The sequence below is a fragment of the Nostoc sp. genome (assembly GCF_036919615.1).
GTDB lineage: Bacteria > Cyanobacteriota > Cyanobacteriia > Cyanobacteriales > Nostocaceae > Nostoc.
In genome coordinates, this window is sequence record NZ_JBALCN010000032.1 from 13,715 (window position 1) to 36,261 (window position 22,547).

The following is a 22,547-nucleotide window of genomic DNA, read 5'->3' on the forward strand; positions in this document are numbered from 1 at the left end:
TACAGACTTTTCTCCATCCGACAAAACTGAATAACTTATTTCTTGGAATCCCCAAGGTACAGAGGTTTTTCAACTTCGATAAACCTCTGTAGGAGTTTTGTGCTTCCCACCGTTTTTTATGAATTTAATGCGGTACATCCTGCAATACGATAAAGATATACCGATTAAAAGTATCTCTCTATGCCAGCACTGAAAAATTACATTGCTTTTGGGCTGGCAAAAGATGATGGCAACTTTAGGAGTCAAGTACAACGACACCTGATAGTGTTATAGATCACAACTGCCAATAGTGAAATTAATTCAACTTACTGCTAATTCCTCTAAAAAAACTTATGCAACACTTTTTATTAACTTGGCTCGGTACTGCGGTGGCGTTATTTCTTACTGCTAATATCGTTCCGGGATTCTTTATCAAGAATTTTGTGACTGCCTTGGTCGCTGCCCTTGTGATTGGTTTGGTTAATGCATTTATTAGACCAATTTTGCAGATTTTGACGTTTCCGATTACCTTACTCACTTTTGGTTTATTTACATTAGTGATCAACGCCTTAACCCTTTGGCTGGCAAGTGGACTAACTCCTGGTTCTGGTTTTGAGATTCAGGGCTTTTTACCTGCTTTGTTAGGTTCAATTGTGCTAGCTATTGTTTCTAGCATAATTAACTATTTGTTGAGAGTTGTTGACTAGAAAAATTAGTGAAGTTTGCTAATATTCATCAGGACTTACGCATGGAAAACCTGAAACCTGATCCCCCCTAACACCTCTTAAAAAGCGTGGAACCGGAATCAAAGCCCCCTTTTTTAGGGGGTTGGGGGATCTCTTTTGGGTAAGTCCTAACTCATACAGCGTATTGCAGGTAAATGAAGTACACAGGTAGGGGCACAACATGTTCCCTACTATAATCTGTACCTCAGCAAGTTGCAATCTGCTGTATTTGAGCTTGGGCAACAGCTAGCGTTACCGCTCCTGGTTGCCCTTGTACCTGGAAAATCTGTTTAGGAACTAAAAACCTCACTCCCAATGCTTCTGTGCTGGTAAAGGGCGAAGCATTCAACAACGGGGTTTGAGTAGCTGCAAGAAAAGCAGCTGCCTCTGCTACGCTAGGTGTACCTACTTTGTGATCGGTAATTGTGGCAGGGTTGGGGACACAGACAGAGCGAAGGATTTGGACAGAAAAGATTTTTAGGGGCAAATTGCGTAGGTGGCAAAATTCTACTAAGCCAACTTCCGAAGCTTTAGTGTCAATGGTAGCAATACCTGCGATCGCACTTTGAAAAAGTTGATTTTCTCGAAAGACTTGCTCAATTGCCCAATCAATCAACTGCCATGAGGTTCCGCGTTTACAACCGATTCCAACCCAGAAAATCTGTTGCACTTGGTCTATTTTCTCATTCAGTTCGTCAGGATTTGACATACTTGGATTTACTCTAACAGCCAACCGAATAAATCTCCTACTGTCAGCCTCAACTCACTTGCAAAATCTGGCACAGGGAGTAAAGCTTCTAGTTCATCCAACATAATTGGCTGTTGATTGCGAATGTACACAAATACCGTTTGTTCTTCTGGATCAATCAGCCAACCCATTTGTGTTTCATAATTCAGACAATGCAGAATATTTTTTGTAACTTTCGTTTGTCTTTGGTCAGGCGATAGAATCTCAATAGTCCAATCGGGAGCTGCTGAAAATAAATTTGCTACCCTACCATTTTCTTTGCGAGGTATTCTATCCCAAGTAAATACGGCTACATCCGGGACAATTGATCTGCCACCAAATGTACATCGCAGTTCTGGATATGCTCGTGCAACTTTTTGTGGTTTCAAGACAGCATTAATAAAAATAATCAGTTCACCTTGAATAGTGCTATGTTCTCCCTGTACCATAGGTTTTTGAATAATTTTTCCATCGATGTATTCACTAGCAGGCTTAGTTTCTGGTAACATTAGAAACTCTGCCAAAGTTATGTTTTTTGATGGTGTCCGTACCATTTGCGATCGCCTCCAAGTCCAACAATTCTGATTAACTAACCGCAAAGTACACAAAGAAAAAATCAGCTTTAACTTAACTCTTACTCAGTGTACCTACCCTACGGGAAGGCGAAGCGCCTATGCGTTAAAAAATATATTACATCCTCTCCAATACCTGAATTCCCAACAAAGATAGTCCCAACTTCAGAGTTCTAGCAGTCAAATCACATAAAACCAAGCGGGATGTTCGCTGTGGTTCCTGTGCGTCCAACACTTGAACTCCCTGATTGCGGTCATAAAACTGATTAAACTTCTTACTCAGTTCGTACAAATACTCACATAAACGATTGGGCAGCAAGTCTTGTTCTACACTACTAATAACTTCATCCAGTTGAAGTAAATATTTTGCCAACGCTAATTCTGTTTCATGCTGCAATAAAACAGCATTGTTTCCCAACTCCTGAAAGTTAATGTCACCCTTGCGGCTAATCCCCTGAATCCGCGCATAAGCATACAACATATAGGGCGCAGTATTACCTTTGAAATCCAGCATTTTGTCGTAGCTGAAGATGTAGTTACTGGTGCGATTTTGGCTTAAGTCTGCATACTTAACTGCACTGATCCCAACTACTCTAGCAACTTTATTAATAAATTCTTCAGTTTCTTGGCGTTCTTCTTCTTGTAATCTAGTTTTTAGGTCTGCATGGGCACGAGAAACAGCTTCATCTAATAAATCCCGCAACCGCACAGTATCCCCAGAACGAGTTTTGAGTTTTTTACCATCTTCTCCTAACACCAACCCAAAGGGAACATGCACTAATTCCACATCATCGGGAATCCATCCAGCTTTGCGTGCAACCTGGAAAACTTGAGCAAAATGGTTTCCTTGTCCAGCATCTGTTACATAAATTATCCGCTTTCCTTGATCCTGCTGAATTCGGTAGCGTAGGGATGCTAAATCTGTAGTGGCGTAGTTATAACCGCCATCTGATTTCTGTACAATTAAGGGCAAAGGTTCACCTTCTCTATTTGTAAATCCTTCCAGAAAAACGCATTTTGCCCCTTGATTTTCTACTAGTAATCCAGATTTTTCTAAATCTTCTACAACGCCAGATAGTAAAGGGTTATAAAAAGATTCCCCGCGTTCAATTATTTGGACATCCAGCAAGTCATAAATTATTTGAAACTCCCACCGCGACTGTTCGCACAGCAGTTTCCAAGCATGGATTGTATCCTCTGCACCTGCTTGTAATCTGACAACTTCTTGCCGTGCTGTTTGTTGAAAAGCTTCATCTGTATCAAACCGCAGTTTGGCTTTGCGGTAAAAAGAGACTAAATCACCAATATCTAAAGCATTAGCGGTGGTAAGCGCGTCTGGGTAGACTTCCCGGAGATAAGCGATTAACATCCCAAACTGCGTACCCCAATCACCCACATGATTTAACCGCAAGACATCGTGTCCTTGGAATTCTAAAATCCGGGCGATGGAATCACCAATAATTGTGGAACGCAAGTGTCCGACATGCATTTCTTTGGCAATATTCGGACTGGAAAAATCCACAATTTCTTTTCTTGGCGTTTTCGCGGCTGAAACTCCCAACCGGAGATCAGCCTGAATCGCGTTTAGTTGTGCTTCCAGGTATGCCGTTTTCAATTTCAGATTGATAAATCCTGGCCCAGCGATTTGGGGTGGTTCGCAGATTTCAGATACTTCTAGTTTCTCAACGATCGCAGCTGCGATCGCTCTTGGTTGCAATCCTTTCTTTTTACTTAGGGATAAAGCCACATTCGCCTGATAATCACCAAATTTAGGATTGCTAGCAGGAACCAAAATTGGATCTACTCCAGCGAAGTCAGCGCCAAAAGCCGCGACTAAAGCCTGCTCAAGCTGAACTTTTAGTTTTTCTTGTGTAGCGTTCATATATAAATTTTATCTGGGAGAGAGGGAATGTAGCTCTGGAAAAGCTTGATTATTCACTTTAGCAATCTGGAGATTCTGAAGAGGGATAAAAACTCAACACGCCGCTTGCAAAAGTATCTTTTTTGCAAAACTACGCCTAGCTCACCATATTTTGCACTTTCAAGTCTTCATCCGCCACGGGGTCGCTAGACATCAATAATAACCTTGCTGTTTTTACAACAAAGTCCTTACACTAGCGACTTACCTTGAGGCGTTTTCGAGCCAATTTATTTCTAAACTATCACAGGCATTGCTAAAAACTCAACTGCCTCAACGGTTTGATTGGGCTGCGTTTTCAGTATAAAGGTGCGTTACACTTCGTTAACCCACCCTATAAAATATTCTCCAAATAAGGAAATTTCCCGAAAATAGGAAATCTGATTGACTTTTGACTTCTCAATTAGCGATATCTGTAACAGAAATTTAGACTCTACAGATAAGTATTACCATGAAAGTACACGAAGTCATTAAACGACTAGAAGCTGATGGTTGGTATCTTGATAGAACTAAAGGTAGTCATCGACAGTTCAAACACCTGATAAACCAGTCTTAGTCACAGTTCCAGGTAAATTGTCTGACGATTTAGCCCCTGGTACTCTCAGTAGTATTTGGAGGCAAGCACAGTTATAAGGAGAACGGCAATGCATTACGTAGTGGTGATTGAAAAGGCGGATAGTAATTACTCTGCTTATGTCCCTGATTTACCAGGTTGTGTAACTACAGGTGCAACCTTAGAAGAAGTCAAGCAAATGATTGCAGAAGCTATTGAATTTCATTTAGAAGGAATGCTAAAAGATGGTTTACTTATTCCTAAACCTACAAGCATCGCTCATGAGGTTGAAGTTGCAAACTACATCAAAACATGATTATAGAAAATCACTCAATTAGCACTAAACAGTCCTCTTAATACACACGACCATTTTTAATTTTATAAATCTCTCTTAGCTACACAGTATTATCATCTGTGTAAAATACAGCTATTTCCTACCAAATATAAAAATTGTTAATAATTTTAGATGATTCATTCACTGTGTAGCTGCAAGTCACACAGTGAATGAGCTAAGACAGAGGGGATGAAAGAATCGAGTTGTATTGAAGCTTCTCTGCTTTTGCCCAATCAAGGCACAACTGACGGAAACGATCGCCCCGCACCTCAAAATTCGGGTACTGATCGAAACTCGCGCAAGCCGGAGATAGCAACACCACAGGCGCTTGATACTCCTTGGCTAATTCCGCCGCTCTGGGGACTGCCCTTTCCATCGTTTCCACAATATGGTAAGAATAATACCCCACCTCTTGGAGGCGTTGGGCAAATGCGGGTGCAGCAGAGCCAATCAATAAAACAGCAGCAGCTTGGGAGTGAATTTTTGCTAGCCAAGCAGTATCATCACCTGCTTTGGCTTCTCCACCAGCAATTAAAATCGCTGGACTTTTTACGGATGCTAAACCAACTTCTGCAGCATCGTAGTTAGTGGCTTTGCTATCGTTAATGAAATCAATACCTTCCCAAGTACAGATATGTTCCAAACGATGAGCAACGCCAGGAAATTCCCGAATCGCACGCGCGATCGCATCACGATTAATTCTGGCTAATCTTGCCGTTGCTACTGCCATCAAGAGATTTTGTTGGTTATGTTCTCCTACCATCCGCAAAGTGGATACTTTCACAATCGGTTCTGGTGCAGAGGTTGCACTCAACTTTTCCACAACCCAGTCGTCTTCGATGTAAAAGCCTTTTTCGCTAATTAGGAAATTTTTTCCTCTCACACTTGTCCAATAAGCATTAGGCCAATTACTTAAACCTTGTTGCCTCAAGCAAGCATCATCGCCATTGAATACTTGCAACTCGGACTGACGCAACAACTTGGCTTTGATGTTGTAATAATTCTCTAAAGTCTGATGGCGACTAAGATGATCCGGTGTGAAAGTCGTCCAAACACCGATACGTGGTGCAAGAGAACTGGAAGATTCTACTTGATAGCTGCTAATTTCTGCAATCACCCAATCAATACAATTTTGGATTTTAGGTCGCACCTTTGGTGCGCTTCCAGCGCAACTTGGATTTTGGATTGGAGTTTCTTTCCCTCTCCCCACCTGGGATAGGGCAACTTCACAAGCGGCGTAGCCAATATTACCGCAGGCGGGCGCATTCAATTCTGCTGCTTGGAAAATGGCAGCAATTAAAGCTGTGGTAGTAGTTTTGCCGTTAGTACCAGTAATTCCTACCCAAGGTAGCCATCGTAAATTTCGCCAAGCAAGTTCCATTTCCCCAATGGTTTCAATACCTAATTGGCGTGCCTCAACTAATACGGGAATATCCCAAGGTACGCCAGGACTAACGACTATTAATTGGGGTAAATTAGCACCATTCAATTCTAGGGATTGGCCTAGTTTAACGGTTATTTGCTCGGCAGCAAGTTGTCGTTGTTGTTGTAGGAGGGTTTCGGAGGTGTTGCCATCACTTAGCTCTACCTCCCAACCTTCCCGTTTCAACAATCTTGCCGCAGCAACACCGGACTTTCCTAATCCAATTACAGTAGCTCTAGGCATAGATTGCAGCAGAGTCCCTGGTTAAGCACTCCCTATAGTAGCGTCTATTGGCAAAAATTACACAACTTTTTGTTGACCTACGCTACAGATTTTTGACGATCGCGCCAAAATCAGCTAAAACACGGGCATGATTGCGAACTAATCCCAGCAGATGTAATCGATTACGCTTCACTTCTGGATTGGAGTCCATAACTAAAACGCTATCTGGGCCATCAAAGAAGTTACTAACTGTCGGAGCAATTTTTGCTAGTGCTGCTACTAAAAGTTGATAATTTCGTGTCTGCTGTGCTGCTGAAGCAAGCGGTACTGATTCGATTAAGGCATTATACAAAGCTTCTTCAGAGGGCTTTTGGAATAATTCTATACGAACTACAGTTGTCGGTTCTAGCTGTTTTGTATCCAAATCACCTTGGGCAGCTAATCGTGTGGAACGGTTAACGGTTTCGTAGATGCTATCTAAGGTGCTGTCGTTGCGAATTTGTTGTAAATATAAGGCGCGATCGCGTACATCCAATAAATCCTTTAACGTCCGTTCTGTGTATTCTGGGTCATTTTCTCCCAAAACTGCATTTACCAAATCGTAATCAATTTGTTTTTCTTCTTGGAGTAAAGTGCGGATGCGTTGTAAGAAAAACTCTTGTAATGCTGCGGTTAATGATGTCTGATCTTTGTTAAATTTAGCTGCAAATTCTGTTGCTATTTGCTCCAATAAATTCTCTAAATTTATCGGCAAATTATCAAACCAAGTAATTTTAATTACAGCATTAGCAGCCCGGCGCAAGGCGAAGGGATCAGACGAGCCAGAAGGAATTAAACCTAAACCAAAGATACTCACCAAGGTATCTAATCTATCTGCCAAACCAACTATTTGACCTGTGAGTGTTTCGGGTAAAATATCACCGGCTCCCGTTGGCAAATAATGTTGAAAAATTGCCTTTGCTACTTCGGCATCTTCACCACTGGCTAAGGCATATTTTTCTCCCATGATGCCTTGTAATTCCGGGAATTCATACACCATTTGAGTTACCAAATCTGCTTTACATAATAAAGCCGCACGTTGGATTCTTTGGCTTTGGTCTTCTTCTAATTCTAATTGGCTGGTTATTCGCTCGGCAATCTTGACTACTCTATCTACCTTGGCACGCACCGAACCCAATTCTTCTTGAAAAGTAACTTTTTCTAACTGGGGTAAAAAGCTTTCTAAAGGCTTAATTAAATCAGCTTCGTAGAAAAATCTGCCATCAGCTAATCTGGCACGAATTACCCTTTCATTCCCTACAGCAACAATATCTGATTTATTGGGATCACTGTTAGAAATGGTGATGAAATTAGGCAATAATTCTTGCTCAAAACTACCTGATTTGAATACAGGAAAATAACGCTGATGAGTAACCATGACTTCAGTAACTACCTCAGTCGGTAATTCCAAAAATTCTGGTTCAAATTTTCCAACAACTGCGGAAGGATGTTCTACAAGGTTGGTTACTTCTTCTAACAAATCGGGGTAAATTACTGTATACCCGCCTAAATTCTCTACTACTGCCTCTACTTGCTTTCTAATAACATTTGCTCGTTCTTCTGAGTCAACGGTGACATAGGCAGATTTGAGGGTGGTAACATAATCAGTCGCTTGGGCAATTGTCACAGGTTCAGGATGCAAGACACGATGACCTTGAGAAATGCGATCGCTCTGAATCGTTTTAGAACCATTCACTAATTCTAGAGACAACACCGTCTCATCTAATAAAGCTACCAGCCAGCGAATTGGTCGCGAAAACCTCGCATCCCCATTCCCCCAACGCATTAACCGCTTACCTTCTAAACCCCAAATCCACTGGGGTACAAGTTCTGTCAAAATTTCCGCCACAGGACGGCCGGGAATTCTTTTTTGTACAAAGACAAATTCCCCTTTTTCCGTGGGGCGAACAAACAGTGCATCCAGTTCCACGCCTTGCTTTTTGGCAAAGCCTGCTGCTGCTGCTGTCGGCTGACTATCTTTAAAGGCGGCTTGGGCGGGGGGCCCTTTAATTTCTTCTTCTCGGTCTGGTTGCTGAGATGGTAGACCTTTAATCAATACCGCCAGACGTCGCGGAGTACCGTACACCTGGACACCTTCGCCCTTGAGGCTGTTTGCTTGCAGGGTTTGGGGAATGCGCTCCCGCCATTGCACTAAAGCATCACTAAGAAAACTTGCAGGTAGTTCTTCTGTACCAACTTCTAATAGAAACCCAGGCATAGGACACTGTTTTCAACTTTGCGTAGCTCAACTTTATCAGTTATTATCTGGCGATCGCTCGTGATTTTTAGGTAACTAGAGTTTTGATGCTTCTTGTGAATCTATAACTATCTACTATCTTTGCTCTACATCTAGAAATAACCGTAAACATTTTACCAAGCTGGAAAATCAGTTAATAAGCTTTGCCATATACATTCCTAAAATGGATAAAGTCGAGCTTAGGTTTGTTAGATGACTTGGCATTTTAGGCAAAACTTCACAAAAAAGTGTTTCTCTTCGTTGATTTATTACATTCACTTCCGTAGTTTCATGCAGTATTTACTTATACATGTTTTTATCCTAAAGTTAGTGTTGTTTACAGATTGATATCTGCATGATGTCAAGCAATTTTAGAGTTTTAACAATGAAAAACATTTTCACCAAAATGGCTTGCTCTTAGTGTTGTGACGCCGATAGCGTCCCTTGCACGTCTCGGAGAGAAGCGTAAAGCCTTCTCTTCGAGAGGCTTCACCAACGGCATGGCTTCAGTTAGAGCGAGTATTTGTTGGCGCAGCATCTCGTAGAGAGCGTCATAGCCCACACTTCGACCCTTCTCTTCTTAGGCTGCGCCTTAAGCGAAGCTATGCCGCAGGCTTTACGTCTCCCTTCGACGTCCCTCAGGGCATCGCAAGCTCAGTGATCCCCGCAGACATCGCTGCTGTGCTAACAACCCTGCTCAGGCTATTGATTTCAACTTTAACTGACTAGTACAGCGGGCGCGTAAATAAACCAACCATACCCTCAGGGAAGCCGCTCTGCGTCAACAAAATGGCGCAAGACCAAGGAATATAATTCTTTTTAGGACTTACGCAAAAAACCTCTCAAACTCTTATTCCTCCGTGTCGCGCCAGTTGCTTCTCCCTACAGTCCTTTGGGCATCCTACGGCAGGCGCTAGCCTCTCACGAATGGGAGAAGGGGAGACGCGCAAGGGACAAGTTTCTTAACCCGCCCAACGCACTGGCTTCTCTGCGGACTCTGTGGTTTGATTTTACGTTACTTGTGTGTAAGTCCTGAGTATATTAAAAATCAAAGCCGTCCTTCCAGGACAGGGCTTGAATCCCATTAATTCCAATCATCAACACTTTTTTCAGTAGTCCTGAGTGCTGAACTGACGACTTGGTTAAAAATATCCCATGTGCCAGTTTAAAGGGCGGAATGCAGGTTATATCCACAAGCTTGAATATAATGCTACAATCCGCCCAGTGTAAAATTAGGCATTAGTTCAGAAACAACCAGACTAACTACTGTCATAATCACCAGAAACTAAAGCCTATGTCTATAAGAACCTAACCTGTTTACACAAGGTAGTATTTTGATTTTTAAGTGTTTTATGCAATCCAAAAATTCTATTTTAAAAATCACCAAAAAAAATTCATAAACAATGTTTAACGCAATATTGAGCAAACAATCTTACAAGTTAAAATAAGTAATAAAAGTAGCAGCCACTACTGGCTATTAAGGAATAAATTCGCTCATTTCAGGCTGTCTTCACAAAATTTACAAATAGCTCATGCACATTCTGATCTATTCCTACAACTATCATCCAGAGCCGATTGGAATTGCTCCCTTAATGACTGAATTGGCAGAAGGATTAGTAAAGCGAGGTCATGAAGTGCGGGTGATTACCGGAATGCCCAACTATCCTCAGCGTGAGATTTACGATGGATATCGGGGTAAATGGTACGTTACTGAACATAAAAATGGCGTCACTATTCAGCGAAGTTACCTCCGAATTAAGTCTAAACCTAACCTCGTGGATCGGCTGTTGCTGGAGTTGAGCTTTGTTTTCACGAGCTTACCCCAAGCCTTTAAAGGCGGACGTCCTGATGTAATTATCTTAACAGTTCCGCCTCTTTTAGGAACGTTACCAGCAACAATATTTGGTTGGTTATATAACTGCCCGATAGTTCTGAATGTGCAAGATATTTTACCAGAAGCTGCTGTACGTATTGGACTATTGAAAAATAAATGGATGATCCGAACTCTTGCAGCTCTAGAGAAATTTGCATATCGAACTGCACACACTATTAGTGTCATCGCTGATGGGTTTCGTGAGAATTTAGTGAATAAAGGAGTACCTGTTAATAAAATCGTTTGTATTCCCAATTGGGTGAATCTAAATTTCATCCACCCCTTACCAAAACAGAACAACTCCTGGATATCTAGCCATCAACTGGATGGAAAATTTGTAGTACTTTATTCGGGCAACATTGCTCTAACGCAAGGTTTAGAAACAGTAATAGAAGCAGCAGTTTGCTTGCGTCATCTCAGGGATATTGTCTTTGTTATCGTTGGCGAATCAAGAGCATTGCAAAGGTTGCAGGAATATTGTCTATTAAATGGAGCAGATAATGTTTTGCTGCTACCGTTGCAGTCGCGAGATAAACTACCCGAAATGCTAGCAGCATCCGATGTCGGGCTGATTGTGCAAAAGCGCAATGTGATTTCGTTCAATATGCCTTCAAAAATACCACTGCTGTTGGCGAGTGGTCGCCCGATTGTGGGTTCAGTTCCCGCCACTGGTACTGCTGCTAAAGCAATCAAACTCAGTGGTGGTGGGATAATTGTTGAGCCAGAATCACCCGATGCAATGGCCGCTGCGGTGCATGATTTATATGCTAATCCTCCTCTCAGGGTGAGGCTAGGTAACACAGGAAGACAGTTTGCCGAAGAAAACTATTCCTTGGAGCAAGCACTTGATCGGTATGAGTGGCTCTTTTCTCATATTGTTGCTAACCGAAAATCAACTGTGGGTATCTTGCCGAAATTGGATTCTAAAGAATCAGTTGTGGATGGTTGAAGAGCATGGAGCAAAACAGTTCTTCTTTTTCGAGTTTCAAGTTCTGAGTAAAGAAGTGAGATTCCCGACTCGATACTTAGCACGGGCTACGCCCCACTACGCTAACAGCACTCCATCAGAGGCATTGGGCATGGGAGGATTATTAGTTTGGCTACACAGGCAAAACTCTGATTGAAATAAATTAAATCACCCATTCAGGTGAGTTAAAAATCAACCGATCGGGTGACCTAAGTGTAGGAAGTTGAGACTGCTCAAAAATAGGATTCTAGAGAACACTGATTGATTGCACATCGTTCTTGGTGAGGATAACTCAATGAAACTCGCAACCTTGATTAATAGAGCTGAATTAATCAGCGTAGGCGTAGCCTGCTGTACCCCTACTCAAAAGCCAGCTACGCGTAGCGCGATGCCTTGAGCTTGCCGTTTGCGGAGCATCTCCAAGAGTTAGGTCTGGCACAGAAGCATCGCTCCATACCCTTTTCTTCCCTAAGATCAGTATTCACTACGACTTAAGAGCGGATAAACTCATTTGTACCTTATGCTATTTTTTCCCACTATGTGGTTATAATGCAAGCAAGCACTTACATGTGCAAGCAAGCGCTTGCAAACGCTCATGGAAAACTTAGCCTCAAGGATGGTACAAACTTGTGCACGCTTGATAAAGTCAGCAACTAAGATGTTTGCAACAGCAGGTTTAACCGGAGCCACAACGCGAGAAATTGCTCGTGTTGCTGCGGTCAATGAGGTAACTTTATTTCCTCATTTTCAGAACAGAGAGTAACTACTAGCTGCTGTGATTACTGAAGCGATCGCTTTACAGTCCCAAGCCTTAGCGGATCATGACAACTAGACTAAAAACCTATACATTGACCTCAAGAATTATCTAAGGCTTTGCAATCGGATGATGGAGGAGCATGAAGACCTGATTCGGACATTTATTCCAGAAGCGAAGCGACATCCTCAGGACGCACGTCTGATCATATACGAAAATGACAAATCGCTGCGCGAACAGCTGGTTATGTACCTACAGAAGAGTACAGTGTCCTCAGATATAGATTTAAAAGCATCTGTGGATAGTTTTACAGGTATATTGCTTCACGGTATGCCGCGTTTTAGCGATACACCTACCACACTAAGCTACAGTGGTAAATACTACATGGAAACTTGTGTTAATTTATTTGTGCGCGGTATTAGCACTTTGCGATTGAAGGAGGCTGGAATTTCAGTTGATTTGCCTGCAACAAGATGAACCTGACATTTAAGTGTGCTCTCACCCTGAACAAATACTAACGGTTTATACTTATTTTCGGGGTTTTATAAGTTACATATATGAATAATTTATAGGAGTTAGACAATGTACAAATTAACCATAGTATGGTGAACAATATTTATTCGTTTAAGGTGCTGGATATAATGAGCGATCGCCCAAATACCCAAACAATATATTTGTCACCAACATAGAGAAAAAAGGGCTAACAAACTATTCAAATAATGCTTTTTTAGCGAAGAGTAGATTACCCAAGTCTAAATCCACAAGACGAGAAAATAAATATGACCCATTCTGAGTTTCCTGACTCTCCCCTTCCCGTTGAAATAGAACAGCCTGCTATTACTGATTCTAGTCAAGAGTTGCAACCATTGCCAAAGCGATCGCCTAAGCAACCTCGAAAGCGGCGTTGGCCTTTGGTGTTGGGAATTATCCTGTTAATTGCAGGTATTGGTTTTGGTTGGCGCTGGTGGCAAACTAGGAATGCTAGCAATGCAGCAGCGGGTGCTGGAGCAGGTGCTCCTCAACCGGCAATTCCCGTCAAGCTAGCAACTGTGCAAACCCAAACTGTGCAGGAGAGTTCGGAGTTTATTGGCTCCTTAGAAGCACCACTGTCTGTACCAATCAAGCCACAGATTGGAGGGCGAATTAGCCAGATATTCATCAAAGAGGGCAACCGTGTTCAACAAGGGCAAGTAATTATTAGCCTAGAAATTGATGATGCCCAAGCCCTGCTACGACAAAAACAAGCAGCACTACAACAAGCACAGGCAAATCTTGCCGAACTCAAAGCCGGAACTCGAACAGAAGTAGTTTTGCAAGCCAAAGCCCAGTTAGATCAGGCCCAAGCAAAATATCAAGATGCCGTATCTGGATCGTTACCACAGCAAATTCAGCAGGCTGAAGCTCAAGTTAATTCCGTCAAATCCGATCTAGTACTAGCACAAGCACGAGCAAAGCGATACGAACAATTAACAAAACAAGGGGCAACTTCCCAAGATACCCTAGATGAATACGTCAAAAACAAAGATAGTACTGAAGCAGCGCTGGTTGCAGCCCAGAAAAACTTAGAGCAACTTCGCAAAAACAGAACTGCTAATATCCAGCAGCTAGGTGCTGCCTTAGAACAACAGAGACAAAACTATCGGCAACAGGTGAACGGCAACCGCCCAGAAGATATTGCCCAAGGGCGATCGCAAGTAAGCCAAGCAGCGGCTGAAGTCCAGTCGGCTCAAGTCCAAGTGCAATACACAAAAGTCTTAGCTCCTTTCACAGGTATTGTTGGTAATATCCCAGTCAAGCTAGGACAGTATGTAGGACAAGGGGATCAACTCACCACATTGACCAAAAACGACTCTTTAGACCTGAATATATCCATTCCGCTAAATCAAGCCAAAAAGTTGCGCTTGGGTTTACCTGTGCAAATGCTGGATGTCCAAGGCCAACCCACAGCAACGGGTAAGATCAGTTTTATTTCTCCAAATGCTAGTTTAGATTCGCAGACAGTTTTGGTGAAAGCCAACTTTGGCAATTTGAGAAATCGACTGCTTAATCTTCAGTCAGTGCAAACCAGAGTAATCTGGAACAAACGTCCGGGAATCTTAATTCCAGTTACATCAATATCTCGCTTGGGTGGAGAGACTTTTGTGTTTGTGGCTCAAGCACCAGAACAAAAGCCTAAAGCTGAAGCATCCGCACAAAATCCTAAAGCTGAAGCACCGGCACAAAGTCCTAAAGCTGGAGCGCCATCTTTAGTAGCTCAACAAAAGCCCGTGAAATTGGGAGTTATTGAGGGGAATAATTATCAAGTTATCGAAGGACTAAAAGCTGGGGACAAAATTGCTGTTTCTGGTATTCTCAACCTAACTAATGGTGCTCCCATCACTCCTGCTCCTGAAGAAGTGGGTAATCGGAGTTTTTAATATTTGTACCAATCGAGAACCACTAATGCTCAATATTTTTAGGACTTACACACTGTACATAAGTACTACATACAATTTGGGTGTTTCAGCCATGTTTTGCACCAGGGCGATGTCTACGACGGGCTATTCAGCGTCGCAAATATAGCAAATCTTTCTTTATGCGAAGCGTCTGAAACGACCAAATAGCATCAGATATACAGCGTATTGCAGGTAAATGAAGTACACGGATAGGGGCACAACATGTTGTGCCCCTACGATGATCTGTACCTCACCTTGGCGCAGCCTAAGAAGAGAAGTTACAATTTACTGTATTATGGTTAATTTGTACAGTGCATAAGTCCTAATTTTGAATAAATTTACATCTTTGAAAGGGGAAAGCGTGAATAATCATGAAAATCGCTATTGGCAGTGATGAACGCACCAACCTTACCGATAAAATAGTGGAAGAACTTAAGCAACGTGGGCATGAAGTTATACCCTTCGGTTCCCTAACCGAGAATGATCCTGAAGTTGATTGGCCTCTCAGCTGTAGTAAAGTTGCTTTGGCAGTGGCAACCCAGAAAGCGGATGAAGGGATTGTCTTTTGTTGGACTGGTACAGGTGCATCTATTGCCGCCAACAAAGTCTCAGGGATACGTGCAGCTTTGTGTCATGATGCCGAGACGGCACGCGGGGCCTGCATCTGGAATCATGCGAATGTCCTTGTACTTGGTTTATGTGCTACTACAGAAGCGATCGCTAAAGAAATATTAAATGCCTGGTTTAGCACGCCCTATTCTGAAGATGACTGGAACCTCGTGCAAATGGAGCGGATTAGACAGTTAGAGAAAAGTGCTTTATTTCAGTAATCTTAGACCACTAAGGGTAACCAACACTGTGGAACCTTCATGCCCAATCACGCCAATAGGTAGGTTAATATTTCCCAGAAAGTTGCCCACCAAAAGCAACATAATGAAACCCAACGCTACGAATATATTCTGTTTTACTATGACTTGCGATCGCCTACCCAAATGCATCGCCACAGCAATTTTTTCTAACCTGTCTGCCATCAGGACTATATCTGCGGTTTCCAATGCCACATCACTACCAGATATTCCCATCGCTATACCTACAGATGCTTGCGCTAAGGCTGGTGCATCATTAATCCCATCGCCTACCATTGCCACAGTTTGATATTGGTGCTGTAGATGGCGGATAACATCCAGCTTATCTTCTGGTAGAAGTTGGGCATATACCCGATCAATTCCTACTGCTTTGGCGACACTGTAAGCAGTTTCCTCGTTATCCCCGGTTAACATGACAATTTGCTCAATTCCCAGTTTCTTTAACCGGGTAATGGTTGCGGCTGCTTGCGCTCTTACTTCATCTGCGATCGCAATTACACCCATTACCTCTGCCCCCCTCCTCGCTTGTGGGGTGGGGTTCTTCGCTACCCAAACCACAGTTTTACCTTCTTGCTCCAAAGATTGAGCTATTTCTCGCAATTCTTCAGGTAAATTTGTCACATACTGTTGCGCAAAAACGGCATTGCCGACAATTACCTGTTGCTCTTGAGCGATTCCCATAATTCCCTGTCCAGGTATAGCTTGCACTTGGATTGCACCAACCCAATCCAAATCACCAGCCGCCTGCACAATTGCCTTACCGATAGAATGTTCTGAATAGGATTCCACACTAGCAGCGGCTTTTAATACATCAGCTTGGGTGTATCCACCAGATGAAATTACCTGAAATACCTGCACCTGTCCTGTTGTCAGAGTACCAGTTTTATCAAATGCGATCGCTCGGACTTTGCCAATCTTCTCCAACTGTGCCCCATTTTTAAACAAAATTCCTTGTCTTGCACCATTGGCGATTCCTGAAAGCAGTGTGGGCATAATTGCAGCCATCAGCGCACAGGGAGAAGCCACCACCAGGAAAGTAAGAGCGCGATAAATTGTCGTTTCCCAATCCCAACCCCACAGAAATGGTGGTAAAGTTGCCAGTAATATCCCAGCGACTACAATAACTTTGGCATATCCCTTCTCAAAGCGATCGATAAACTCTTGCGAAGGAGGTGCTTGAGTCTTTGCTTGTTCTACCAAGCGAATCACACGCACAATTAAACTGCTTTGGGCTGGTTTGTGTACCTTAATTTGCAATCCACCATAGCCGTTGAGTGTGCCGGCAAATACTTCTGCGCCCACTGTTTTCTCCACAGGTAAAGACTCGCCTGTAATTGCAGCTTGATTAAGGGTGCTGTAACCAGATAAAATTATCCCATCAGTAGGAATTAGCTCTCCGGGTTTGACGACAATCTCATCACCCACCTTTAGCTGACTGATCGGAATTTCCTCTTCCCTTCCCTGATGCAAAACCCGTGCTGTATCTGGTGTCAAACTCATCAAACTGCGGATACTCCGCTCAGTTCGCTGCATTGCATAACCTTCTAATGCGCCACTGATGGCAAAGATCAGAATCAAAATTGCCCCATCAATAATTAGATGATATTCTCGTCGCCATAAGCCGAGGCTAGCAGCACCAATAGCCGCCACAATCATCAGCAAATCTACATCGAGTTCTTTTTCTTTGAAGAGAGTAGTCAATCCCTCCCGCGCACTTTCGTAACCACCAATTAGATAAGCAGCGGGTAGCAGCAGGAATGCCAATTCCAACGCGCCCAGATGTAAGGCGAACCATCCGAGAAATAGCAGTAAGCCACACAAAAGGGCGGCTACGGTATCTCTGTGTTCTCTGGTGAATTGGTTCAAACGTTGGGAGTAGAGCATGAGAGGTGAATTTACAGGGACTCTCTCAAGCTAAACCTTGACATTAATGTTAATGTCAAGGTTTAGCGTGAAAAATGCTCTAAGAATGTGTAGGTTCGCAGAGTTATTCTTTATGGTAGTGTGTGTTTTATTCTAGGTATGATACGGTAATTTATAAACCTTTAAATTTATTATCAAAGGATAAAAGCGATTGCCTCTGGTAAGCTTTGCCATCGCAAAAAATGCTAAATCTTGTTGATACCAGTGTTAAAGTTCAAGATATAAATGACTAATAAATATCTGTAATAGTCGGAGTTATCTTGCTGTTAGAGACTAAAAACCAACCAAATTTAATTCTTTATGTAACCAAGATTGATGACAATCCCCATCATTTTAATAAGTTATTTAAACTCAGGGATGAAATTGAGCAGCTACCCCAAGATTGCTTAAATATCAAGGTAGATTTTCACTACTGCGAATTTTTAGGACACTACGGCGTTGCTTTTTTGGGGGGATTATTCCGTCTTATCGAAGCTCGTGGCGGCTCTCTCGCTTTCGATTGGAATACACTTCCAGACAAAATTCGGATGAACTTAGCTCAGAATGGCTTCTTGTATGATTTCGGTTTTAACACGAAACCGTGGGATGGCAACTCAATACCTTACCGGAATGATCTTCAGCAGGATATGAGTGCTATTGCAGATTACCTGAAATATAATTGGCTGGGCAAAGGTTGGGTCAATATCAGTCCAAGACTACAAGATGCAATTACAGGGCGAGTCTTAGAGATATATTTCAATGCATTTGATCATAGTCAATCTGCTATGGGGGTGTTCAGCTGCGGTCAGCACTACCCCAAGCTTGGTTTTCTTCATCTAACAGTCATCGACTTTGGTATTGGTATCCCTAGTAATGTTCGCTCTCTACCTCAGAACTCAGACAAGACTGCTAATGAGGCTCTACAGTGGGCGTTCGAGCCAGGAAATAGCACTAAGCAAGACAGTATCTCCCGTGGCGCAGGCCTAAATTTATTGCAGGAGTTCATCGTAAAAAATCATGGAAACCTTACAATCTTTAGTAATGACGGATATGTCAATATAGGCGATAATATTATATATGAGAACAAATGTACTAATTTTAGAGGAACCCTGATTAATATTGCAATTCGGTGTGATGAATCTTGCTACTGCCTAGCAACTGAAGCTCATCAACTTAAGAAGCGGTTATTTTAAATAGGGAGATAGAGGAATGGCATACAAAATTTTTGATATCGTCGGGAAATACGCCATCAGCGCTGAGAGTGGTCAGAAGGTATATGATCAGATTCATCCAGTTCTGCTTTCTGGCAACCCTGTAGAATTAGATTTTACTGGAGTTCAGGTCTTTGCATCTCCCTTTTTCAACTTGGCGATCGCTCATCTGTTGAAAGATATTCCAGCAGATAACCTGAATCGACTGGTTGAGTTCACCGCTATAAGTTCTGAGGGGTGGAATGTTCTTGAACGTGTGATTGCCAATGCCAAGCATTACTATTCCGATGAGCAATTTCGTAATGCGGTTGATGCAGCGATCGCAGAACAGGCTGCAACTTTTTAAAGCATGGTGGTTAACTTTAACATCCAAGCTGATATCATCGACATCAAAACTGATAATCCCCAGCAGAATGATATTTTTCTTGTAGATACCAACGTCTGGTTTTGGCAAACTTATATAAATGCTGGGTTTGGTACTCAAACTTCCAAATTCAGCAATTATCTCAAATATATCAATCAAGCTCTTGTAAATGGAGCCACACTGACATATTCTGGACTAATTTTGGCTGAATTGGCTCATATCATTGAGAAAACTGAATATAACATTTATACAAAATCACATGGGTTTTTGTCACTAAAGGAATACCGTCATAATTACCCAAATGAACGGATGAATGTTGTAGCTGAAGTTCAGTCAGCTTGGAGTCAGGTTAAGGCGCTTGCTGTTCCTGTTAATCTAACAGTAGATGACGCAACAACCGATGCAGCACTAAACAGATTCCAAACTCAAGCTGTTGATGGCTATGACTTACTACTTCTCGAAGCTATTAGCAGGGCAGGAGTAGGGAAAATTAAAATTATCACACATGATATGGATTATGCTGTTGTTCCAGATATTCAAGTATTTACGAGCAACAAGAACGTCATCCAAAAAGCTAATATACAGAAAAAATTATCAGCTAGCAGATAGTTTAACTAAGACTAGGTTAAAAGCGTAGACACGCAGTGGCTTGTCGTCAGACATCGCCTTTCCTAAACGCCTCCTCAACAACAATTAACTTGTTTAAGACTATAATTCGTGGAAATCAACAGCAGCGATCTGACAATTAAGCAGTTAACGCACTTGGTAGGCGGCGGTTTAACTCCGCGGATGGTACGGCATTACCATCAATTGGGACTATTACCGCAACCAGTGCGATCGCCTAGCAATTATCGTCTCTACACCCAAAAAGATGTCCTCAGGTTGCAAAGGATTGTCGCACTGAAGCAGCAAGGGTTTCAGCTAAACCATATCCGCAATATTTTGGAAGTGGAACCAGAAGCCGACACAACTGTTAACCTGATGGGACAACTCCAGCAGCAATATCGAGCGGTGATGCAACAAATTTCCCAACTGCGGCAAACTGCATCAGCACTAGAAGGATTATTGGGGCGCGATCGCCATTGTCAAATTATCCAAGCGGAAGTTTTGGCACAACTCAAGTTACTCGATGTCGAAACTCAAGCTGGATTGGGGGGATTGGAAAATCTGTGGAGTGGCTTGGATGCCGAAATTCATACCCATTCGGAAGCTTTTTCAGAATCGCTACAACGCTTACTACCTGATTTATCTCACCGTTCGGAAATTGAACAGCACTTAATTTCTCAGTTGGTTTTGGCTTGTGGCGATGTCAGTTTGGTGTCCTTTGTGAAGTTGAGTCGAGATGCGATCGCAGCTAGTCGAGAAGCTCTATCTGCAAGCTGTCAAATTGTTGTCGATACCCAAACGGTTGCTGCTGCTTTGGATCAAACTCGATTACTTCACTTGGGATGCCACATCGAAACCTTGATTGATAACCCCCATATTACCACCGCCACAGAGGCTGAACTTGCCTTTTGGCAGCATCGAGAATGGCGATCAAAATTGCAGCAAGTAAATCAGGGTTGTGTGCTGGTAGTCGGTTATGCTCCCTCAGTCCTTGTAGAAATTTGTGAAGCCCTCACCAACCAGAAAATTCAGCCTGCACTAGTAATTGCAATGCCCATTGGCTTTAGCCATGCTCCCGCAGCCAAGCGACAACTGATGCAACAAGGGATACCTTTTATTACAGTTGAAGGGACTTTGGGAGGTGGCGCTTTAGCTGCTACTGCCCTAAATGCTTTAGTAGAATCACTGATTGATAAGCCAGATTGTCATTGTTATCTTAAAAATCTAGTAGATTCCCTTGAGTGCTGAACAATGAATATTTATTTTTACATTCCCCAAAACCAATGGCCTAGCGATCGCATATTAGAAAGTTCGGATCTTTACTGGCAATGGCAAAATTCTTTACGTTACGGTCAAGGGCGATATAACTGGACTTTACAAACCTATCTTCACCTTAAACATGATGGGTTTCCATGTCAATTGGTAGGAACTTTACCCAGTGAAGGAATTGTTTTGGCGCATCGCGATTTTTTACCAGACAACCTACAACCAACAGCACAATTATTGATTGTTTGTTTGCGTGCAGATAGAAGTCATCATCCTTACGCACAGCTTCATATTATCCAAAATACTCAAGATGAAATTACAAGATACTCTGCAAGTCTTTGGCAAACCTATTATATGCCCCATTGGCCCCAGTCTGGATTGATTCCTCGCGATCATAAGCGTGGTGATAGATTTGAAAATGTTGCCTACTTTGGTCAAGTAGACAACTTGGTTGCCCAGATGCAAACAGATGCCTGGAAACACCAAGTCAATGCCTTAGGTTTAAATTGGAATATTGTGAACTTTGAACGCTGGCACGACTACAGTGATGTGGATGTTGTCATTGCCGTGCGTAGCTTTGATAGCAATGTATATAATATTAAACCAGCATCTAAATTATATAATGCTTGGCAAGCTGGAGTTCCGATCATTCTTGGTCGTGAATCTGCTTACCAATATGAACGTAAAAACGAACTCGATTATATAGAAGTAGCTTCTGTAGACGAGATAATTGCATCTCTGAAACGCCTGGGCGATAACCAGAAATTACGTCAAGCAATGACAGACAATGGTCGTATTCGATCTGTAGAAACGGGGATTGAGCAACTGACTGCACGGTGGCGTAGCTTTTTAACAGACGTAGCCTCTCCTACGTATGAACGCTGGCGAGATGCATCAAGTTGGCAACGCAAAATATTTTTACAACGCCGTTACTTCACTTTAAAGATAAGTAATATTAAATCTCGCCTAAATAAACTTTTATCAACCCATAATTAGTTAATAATTTTCCATTTGATTTATAGAAATTGAATGCAACTATACTATAGCAATCCTATTTGATCTGTAAAGATTATTGAACCGCCAAACCGCCAACTCTTGGAGAGGCTTTGCCAACGCGCAGCATCTAGTAGAGAAGAGCACCAAGAGAAGAAGGAAAGAAGTTTACGAATCATTTAGGACTGCTATAGATAAATCTTAATGAGCAAAATCTTACATATTATCTAGTTTACAACTCAAAAATAAAATGCTTCCAAATAAAAAAATATCCTATCGCTCTGAGGGCATGGGAGCAGGCAATACAGTTCAGTTAAGTATTTCTTCCTTCTCTTTGTGACGGCAGTCGCTCATGGGGAGCGACTGCGGTGAGTCCAGCATTGCGGGAGGGTTTCCCTCAGTAGGTGACTGGCGAACCCGTAAGGGTAGACGGGTTAAGAGGCATAAAGAAGGCAGTGCACCCAAGCGGTTTCCCGACTTGTCCCAAGCGCCTCTCCCCACAGGAGTTGCAACTGCCGTCAAGTGGCGTGGAAACCCCCTGTTCCCGCGCTGCTGAACCGTTTTGCGTCTACGTTAAAAAAA

At 42.5% G+C, this 22,547-nt stretch carries 19 protein-coding genes and 1 pseudogene; 14 read left to right on the plus strand and 6 right to left on the minus strand.

The features are described from left to right. Nucleotides 1-332 precede the first annotated feature (332 nt). Nucleotides 333-686 carry a phage holin family protein gene (locus V7K48_RS10480; protein ID WP_334975011.1) on the plus strand — a complete coding sequence of 118 codons (354 nt, stop codon included), beginning with the start codon at nucleotides 333-335 and terminating at the stop codon, nucleotides 684-686. 223 nt (nucleotides 687-909) lie between these two features. Here V7K48_RS10480 and V7K48_RS10485 read toward each other — a convergent pair whose 3' ends face one another. The 3 genes from V7K48_RS10485 to argS form a co-directional block, all read right to left on the minus strand. Then, nucleotides 910-1,413, minus strand: a complete 504-nt coding sequence (locus V7K48_RS10485; RefSeq protein ID WP_335072107.1) for a cobalamin biosynthesis protein — start codon at nucleotides 1,411-1,413, stop codon at nucleotides 910-912. A gap of 8 nt (nucleotides 1,414-1,421) precedes the next feature. Further along, nucleotides 1,422-1,985: a Uma2 family endonuclease gene (locus V7K48_RS10490; protein ID WP_335072109.1), complete on the minus strand. Its 564-nt coding sequence runs from the start codon at nucleotides 1,983-1,985 to the stop codon at nucleotides 1,422-1,424. Between the two features lie 136 nt (nucleotides 1,986-2,121). Further along, the gene (argS, locus tag V7K48_RS10495; RefSeq protein ID WP_335072111.1) at nucleotides 2,122-3,885 is read right to left on the minus strand and encodes an arginine--tRNA ligase; all 1,764 of its coding nucleotides are present in this window, start codon (nucleotides 3,883-3,885) and stop codon (nucleotides 2,122-2,124) included. 487 nt (nucleotides 3,886-4,372) lie between these two features. Here argS and V7K48_RS10500 point away from each other — a divergent pair. Next, nucleotides 4,373-4,554: pseudogene (locus tag V7K48_RS10500) on the plus strand (type II toxin-antitoxin system HicA family toxin). An 11-nt stretch (nucleotides 4,555-4,565) separates the two neighbouring features. Continuing rightward, nucleotides 4,566-4,790 carry a type II toxin-antitoxin system HicB family antitoxin gene (locus tag V7K48_RS10505; protein ID WP_335072113.1) on the plus strand — a complete coding sequence of 75 codons (225 nt, stop codon included), beginning with the start codon at nucleotides 4,566-4,568 and terminating at the stop codon, nucleotides 4,788-4,790. 193 nt (nucleotides 4,791-4,983) lie between these two features. Here V7K48_RS10505 and murD read toward each other — a convergent pair whose 3' ends face one another. Together murD and glyS are read right to left on the minus strand one after the other, a co-directional pair. Next, entirely contained in the window at nucleotides 4,984-6,474 is a 1,491-nt protein-coding gene (murD, locus tag V7K48_RS10510; RefSeq protein ID WP_335072115.1) for a UDP-N-acetylmuramoyl-L-alanine--D-glutamate ligase, read from the minus strand. An 82-nt stretch (nucleotides 6,475-6,556) separates the two neighbouring features. Beyond that, nucleotides 6,557-8,710: a glycine--tRNA ligase subunit beta gene (glyS, locus tag V7K48_RS10515; RefSeq protein ID WP_335072117.1), complete on the minus strand. Its 2,154-nt coding sequence runs from the start codon at nucleotides 8,708-8,710 to the stop codon at nucleotides 6,557-6,559. Between the two features lie 1,550 nt (nucleotides 8,711-10,260). Between glyS and V7K48_RS10520 the strand changes: the two genes are divergently transcribed. From V7K48_RS10520 to V7K48_RS10545, 6 genes are all read left to right on the plus strand, one after another. Then, the gene (locus tag V7K48_RS10520) at nucleotides 10,261-11,550 is read left to right on the plus strand and encodes a glycosyltransferase family 4 protein (RefSeq protein ID WP_335072119.1); all 1,290 of its coding nucleotides are present in this window, start codon (nucleotides 10,261-10,263) and stop codon (nucleotides 11,548-11,550) included. Next, nucleotides 11,543-11,725 (plus strand): hypothetical protein, encoded by a 183-nt coding sequence (locus tag V7K48_RS10525; RefSeq protein ID WP_335072121.1) that lies wholly within the window; start codon nucleotides 11,543-11,545, stop codon nucleotides 11,723-11,725. Before V7K48_RS10520 ends, V7K48_RS10525 begins: the two co-directional genes overlap by 8 nt. 459 nt (nucleotides 11,726-12,184) lie before the next feature. Next, nucleotides 12,185-12,331 (plus strand): TetR family transcriptional regulator, encoded by a 147-nt coding sequence (locus tag V7K48_RS10530; protein ID WP_335072123.1) that lies wholly within the window; start codon nucleotides 12,185-12,187, stop codon nucleotides 12,329-12,331. A 120-nt stretch (nucleotides 12,332-12,451) separates the two neighbouring features. Next, nucleotides 12,452-12,799, plus strand: a complete 348-nt coding sequence (locus V7K48_RS10535; protein WP_335072125.1) for a hypothetical protein — start codon at nucleotides 12,452-12,454, stop codon at nucleotides 12,797-12,799. 302 nt (nucleotides 12,800-13,101) lie between these two features. After that, complete coding sequence (locus tag V7K48_RS10540; protein ID WP_335072127.1) at nucleotides 13,102-14,739, plus strand: efflux RND transporter periplasmic adaptor subunit; 1,638 nt, start codon at nucleotides 13,102-13,104, stop codon at nucleotides 14,737-14,739. A 389-nt stretch (nucleotides 14,740-15,128) separates the two neighbouring features. Then, complete coding sequence (locus V7K48_RS10545) at nucleotides 15,129-15,587, plus strand: RpiB/LacA/LacB family sugar-phosphate isomerase (RefSeq protein WP_335072129.1); 459 nt, start codon at nucleotides 15,129-15,131, stop codon at nucleotides 15,585-15,587. On the opposite strand, the gene V7K48_RS10550 is transcribed toward V7K48_RS10545, so the two are convergent. Then, complete coding sequence (locus V7K48_RS10550) at nucleotides 15,576-17,507, minus strand: heavy metal translocating P-type ATPase (protein WP_335072131.1); 1,932 nt, start codon at nucleotides 17,505-17,507, stop codon at nucleotides 15,576-15,578. The genes V7K48_RS10545 and V7K48_RS10550 overlap by 12 nt on opposite strands. Before the next feature lie 299 nt (nucleotides 17,508-17,806). Here V7K48_RS10550 and V7K48_RS10555 point away from each other — a divergent pair, with 299 nt between their 5' ends. From V7K48_RS10555 to V7K48_RS10575, 5 genes are all read left to right on the plus strand, one after another. Next, entirely contained in the window at nucleotides 17,807-18,718 is a 912-nt protein-coding gene (locus V7K48_RS10555) for a hypothetical protein (RefSeq protein ID WP_335072133.1), read from the plus strand. A 16-nt stretch (nucleotides 18,719-18,734) separates the two neighbouring features. After that, the gene (locus V7K48_RS10560) at nucleotides 18,735-19,082 is read left to right on the plus strand and encodes an STAS-like domain-containing protein (RefSeq protein WP_335072135.1); all 348 of its coding nucleotides are present in this window, start codon (nucleotides 18,735-18,737) and stop codon (nucleotides 19,080-19,082) included. Between the two features lie 3 nt (nucleotides 19,083-19,085). Continuing rightward, nucleotides 19,086-19,709 carry a hypothetical protein gene (locus V7K48_RS10565; RefSeq protein WP_335072137.1) on the plus strand — a complete coding sequence of 208 codons (624 nt, stop codon included), beginning with the start codon at nucleotides 19,086-19,088 and terminating at the stop codon, nucleotides 19,707-19,709. A 114-nt stretch (nucleotides 19,710-19,823) separates the two neighbouring features. Beyond that, the gene (locus tag V7K48_RS10570) at nucleotides 19,824-20,954 is read left to right on the plus strand and encodes a precorrin-8X methylmutase (RefSeq protein ID WP_335072173.1); all 1,131 of its coding nucleotides are present in this window, start codon (nucleotides 19,824-19,826) and stop codon (nucleotides 20,952-20,954) included. 3 nt (nucleotides 20,955-20,957) lie between these two features. Beyond that, complete coding sequence (locus tag V7K48_RS10575) at nucleotides 20,958-21,968, plus strand: glycosyltransferase (RefSeq protein WP_335072139.1); 1,011 nt, start codon at nucleotides 20,958-20,960, stop codon at nucleotides 21,966-21,968. Nucleotides 21,969-22,547: the final 579 nt, after the last annotated feature.

Coding starts and splice junctions, on each gene's coding strand:
- V7K48_RS10480 (WP_334975011.1), top strand. CDS start 333: ATGCAACACTTTTTATTAACTTGGCTCGGTACTGCGGTGGCGTTATTT.
- V7K48_RS10485 (WP_335072107.1), bottom strand. CDS start 1,413: ATGTCAAATCCTGACGAACTGAATGAGAAAATAGACCAAGTGCAACAG.
- V7K48_RS10490 (WP_335072109.1), bottom strand. CDS start 1,985: ATGGTACGGACACCATCAAAAAACATAACTTTGGCAGAGTTTCTAATG.
- argS (WP_335072111.1), bottom strand. CDS start 3,885: ATGAACGCTACACAAGAAAAACTAAAAGTTCAGCTTGAGCAGGCTTTA.
- V7K48_RS10505 (WP_335072113.1), top strand. CDS start 4,566: ATGCATTACGTAGTGGTGATTGAAAAGGCGGATAGTAATTACTCTGCT.
- murD (WP_335072115.1), bottom strand. CDS start 6,474: ATGCCTAGAGCTACTGTAATTGGATTAGGAAAGTCCGGTGTTGCTGCG.
- glyS (WP_335072117.1), bottom strand. CDS start 8,710: ATGCCTGGGTTTCTATTAGAAGTTGGTACAGAAGAACTACCTGCAAGT.
- V7K48_RS10520 (WP_335072119.1), top strand. CDS start 10,261: ATGCACATTCTGATCTATTCCTACAACTATCATCCAGAGCCGATTGGA.
- V7K48_RS10525 (WP_335072121.1), top strand. CDS start 11,543: ATGGTTGAAGAGCATGGAGCAAAACAGTTCTTCTTTTTCGAGTTTCAA.
- V7K48_RS10530 (WP_335072123.1), top strand. CDS start 12,185: ATGGTACAAACTTGTGCACGCTTGATAAAGTCAGCAACTAAGATGTTT.
- V7K48_RS10535 (WP_335072125.1), top strand. CDS start 12,452: ATGATGGAGGAGCATGAAGACCTGATTCGGACATTTATTCCAGAAGCG.
- V7K48_RS10540 (WP_335072127.1), top strand. CDS start 13,102: ATGACCCATTCTGAGTTTCCTGACTCTCCCCTTCCCGTTGAAATAGAA.
- V7K48_RS10545 (WP_335072129.1), top strand. CDS start 15,129: ATGAAAATCGCTATTGGCAGTGATGAACGCACCAACCTTACCGATAAA.
- V7K48_RS10550 (WP_335072131.1), bottom strand. CDS start 17,507: ATGCTCTACTCCCAACGTTTGAACCAATTCACCAGAGAACACAGAGAT.
- V7K48_RS10560 (WP_335072135.1), top strand. CDS start 18,735: ATGGCATACAAAATTTTTGATATCGTCGGGAAATACGCCATCAGCGCT.
- V7K48_RS10565 (WP_335072137.1), top strand. CDS start 19,086: ATGGTGGTTAACTTTAACATCCAAGCTGATATCATCGACATCAAAACT.
- V7K48_RS10575 (WP_335072139.1), top strand. CDS start 20,958: ATGAATATTTATTTTTACATTCCCCAAAACCAATGGCCTAGCGATCGC.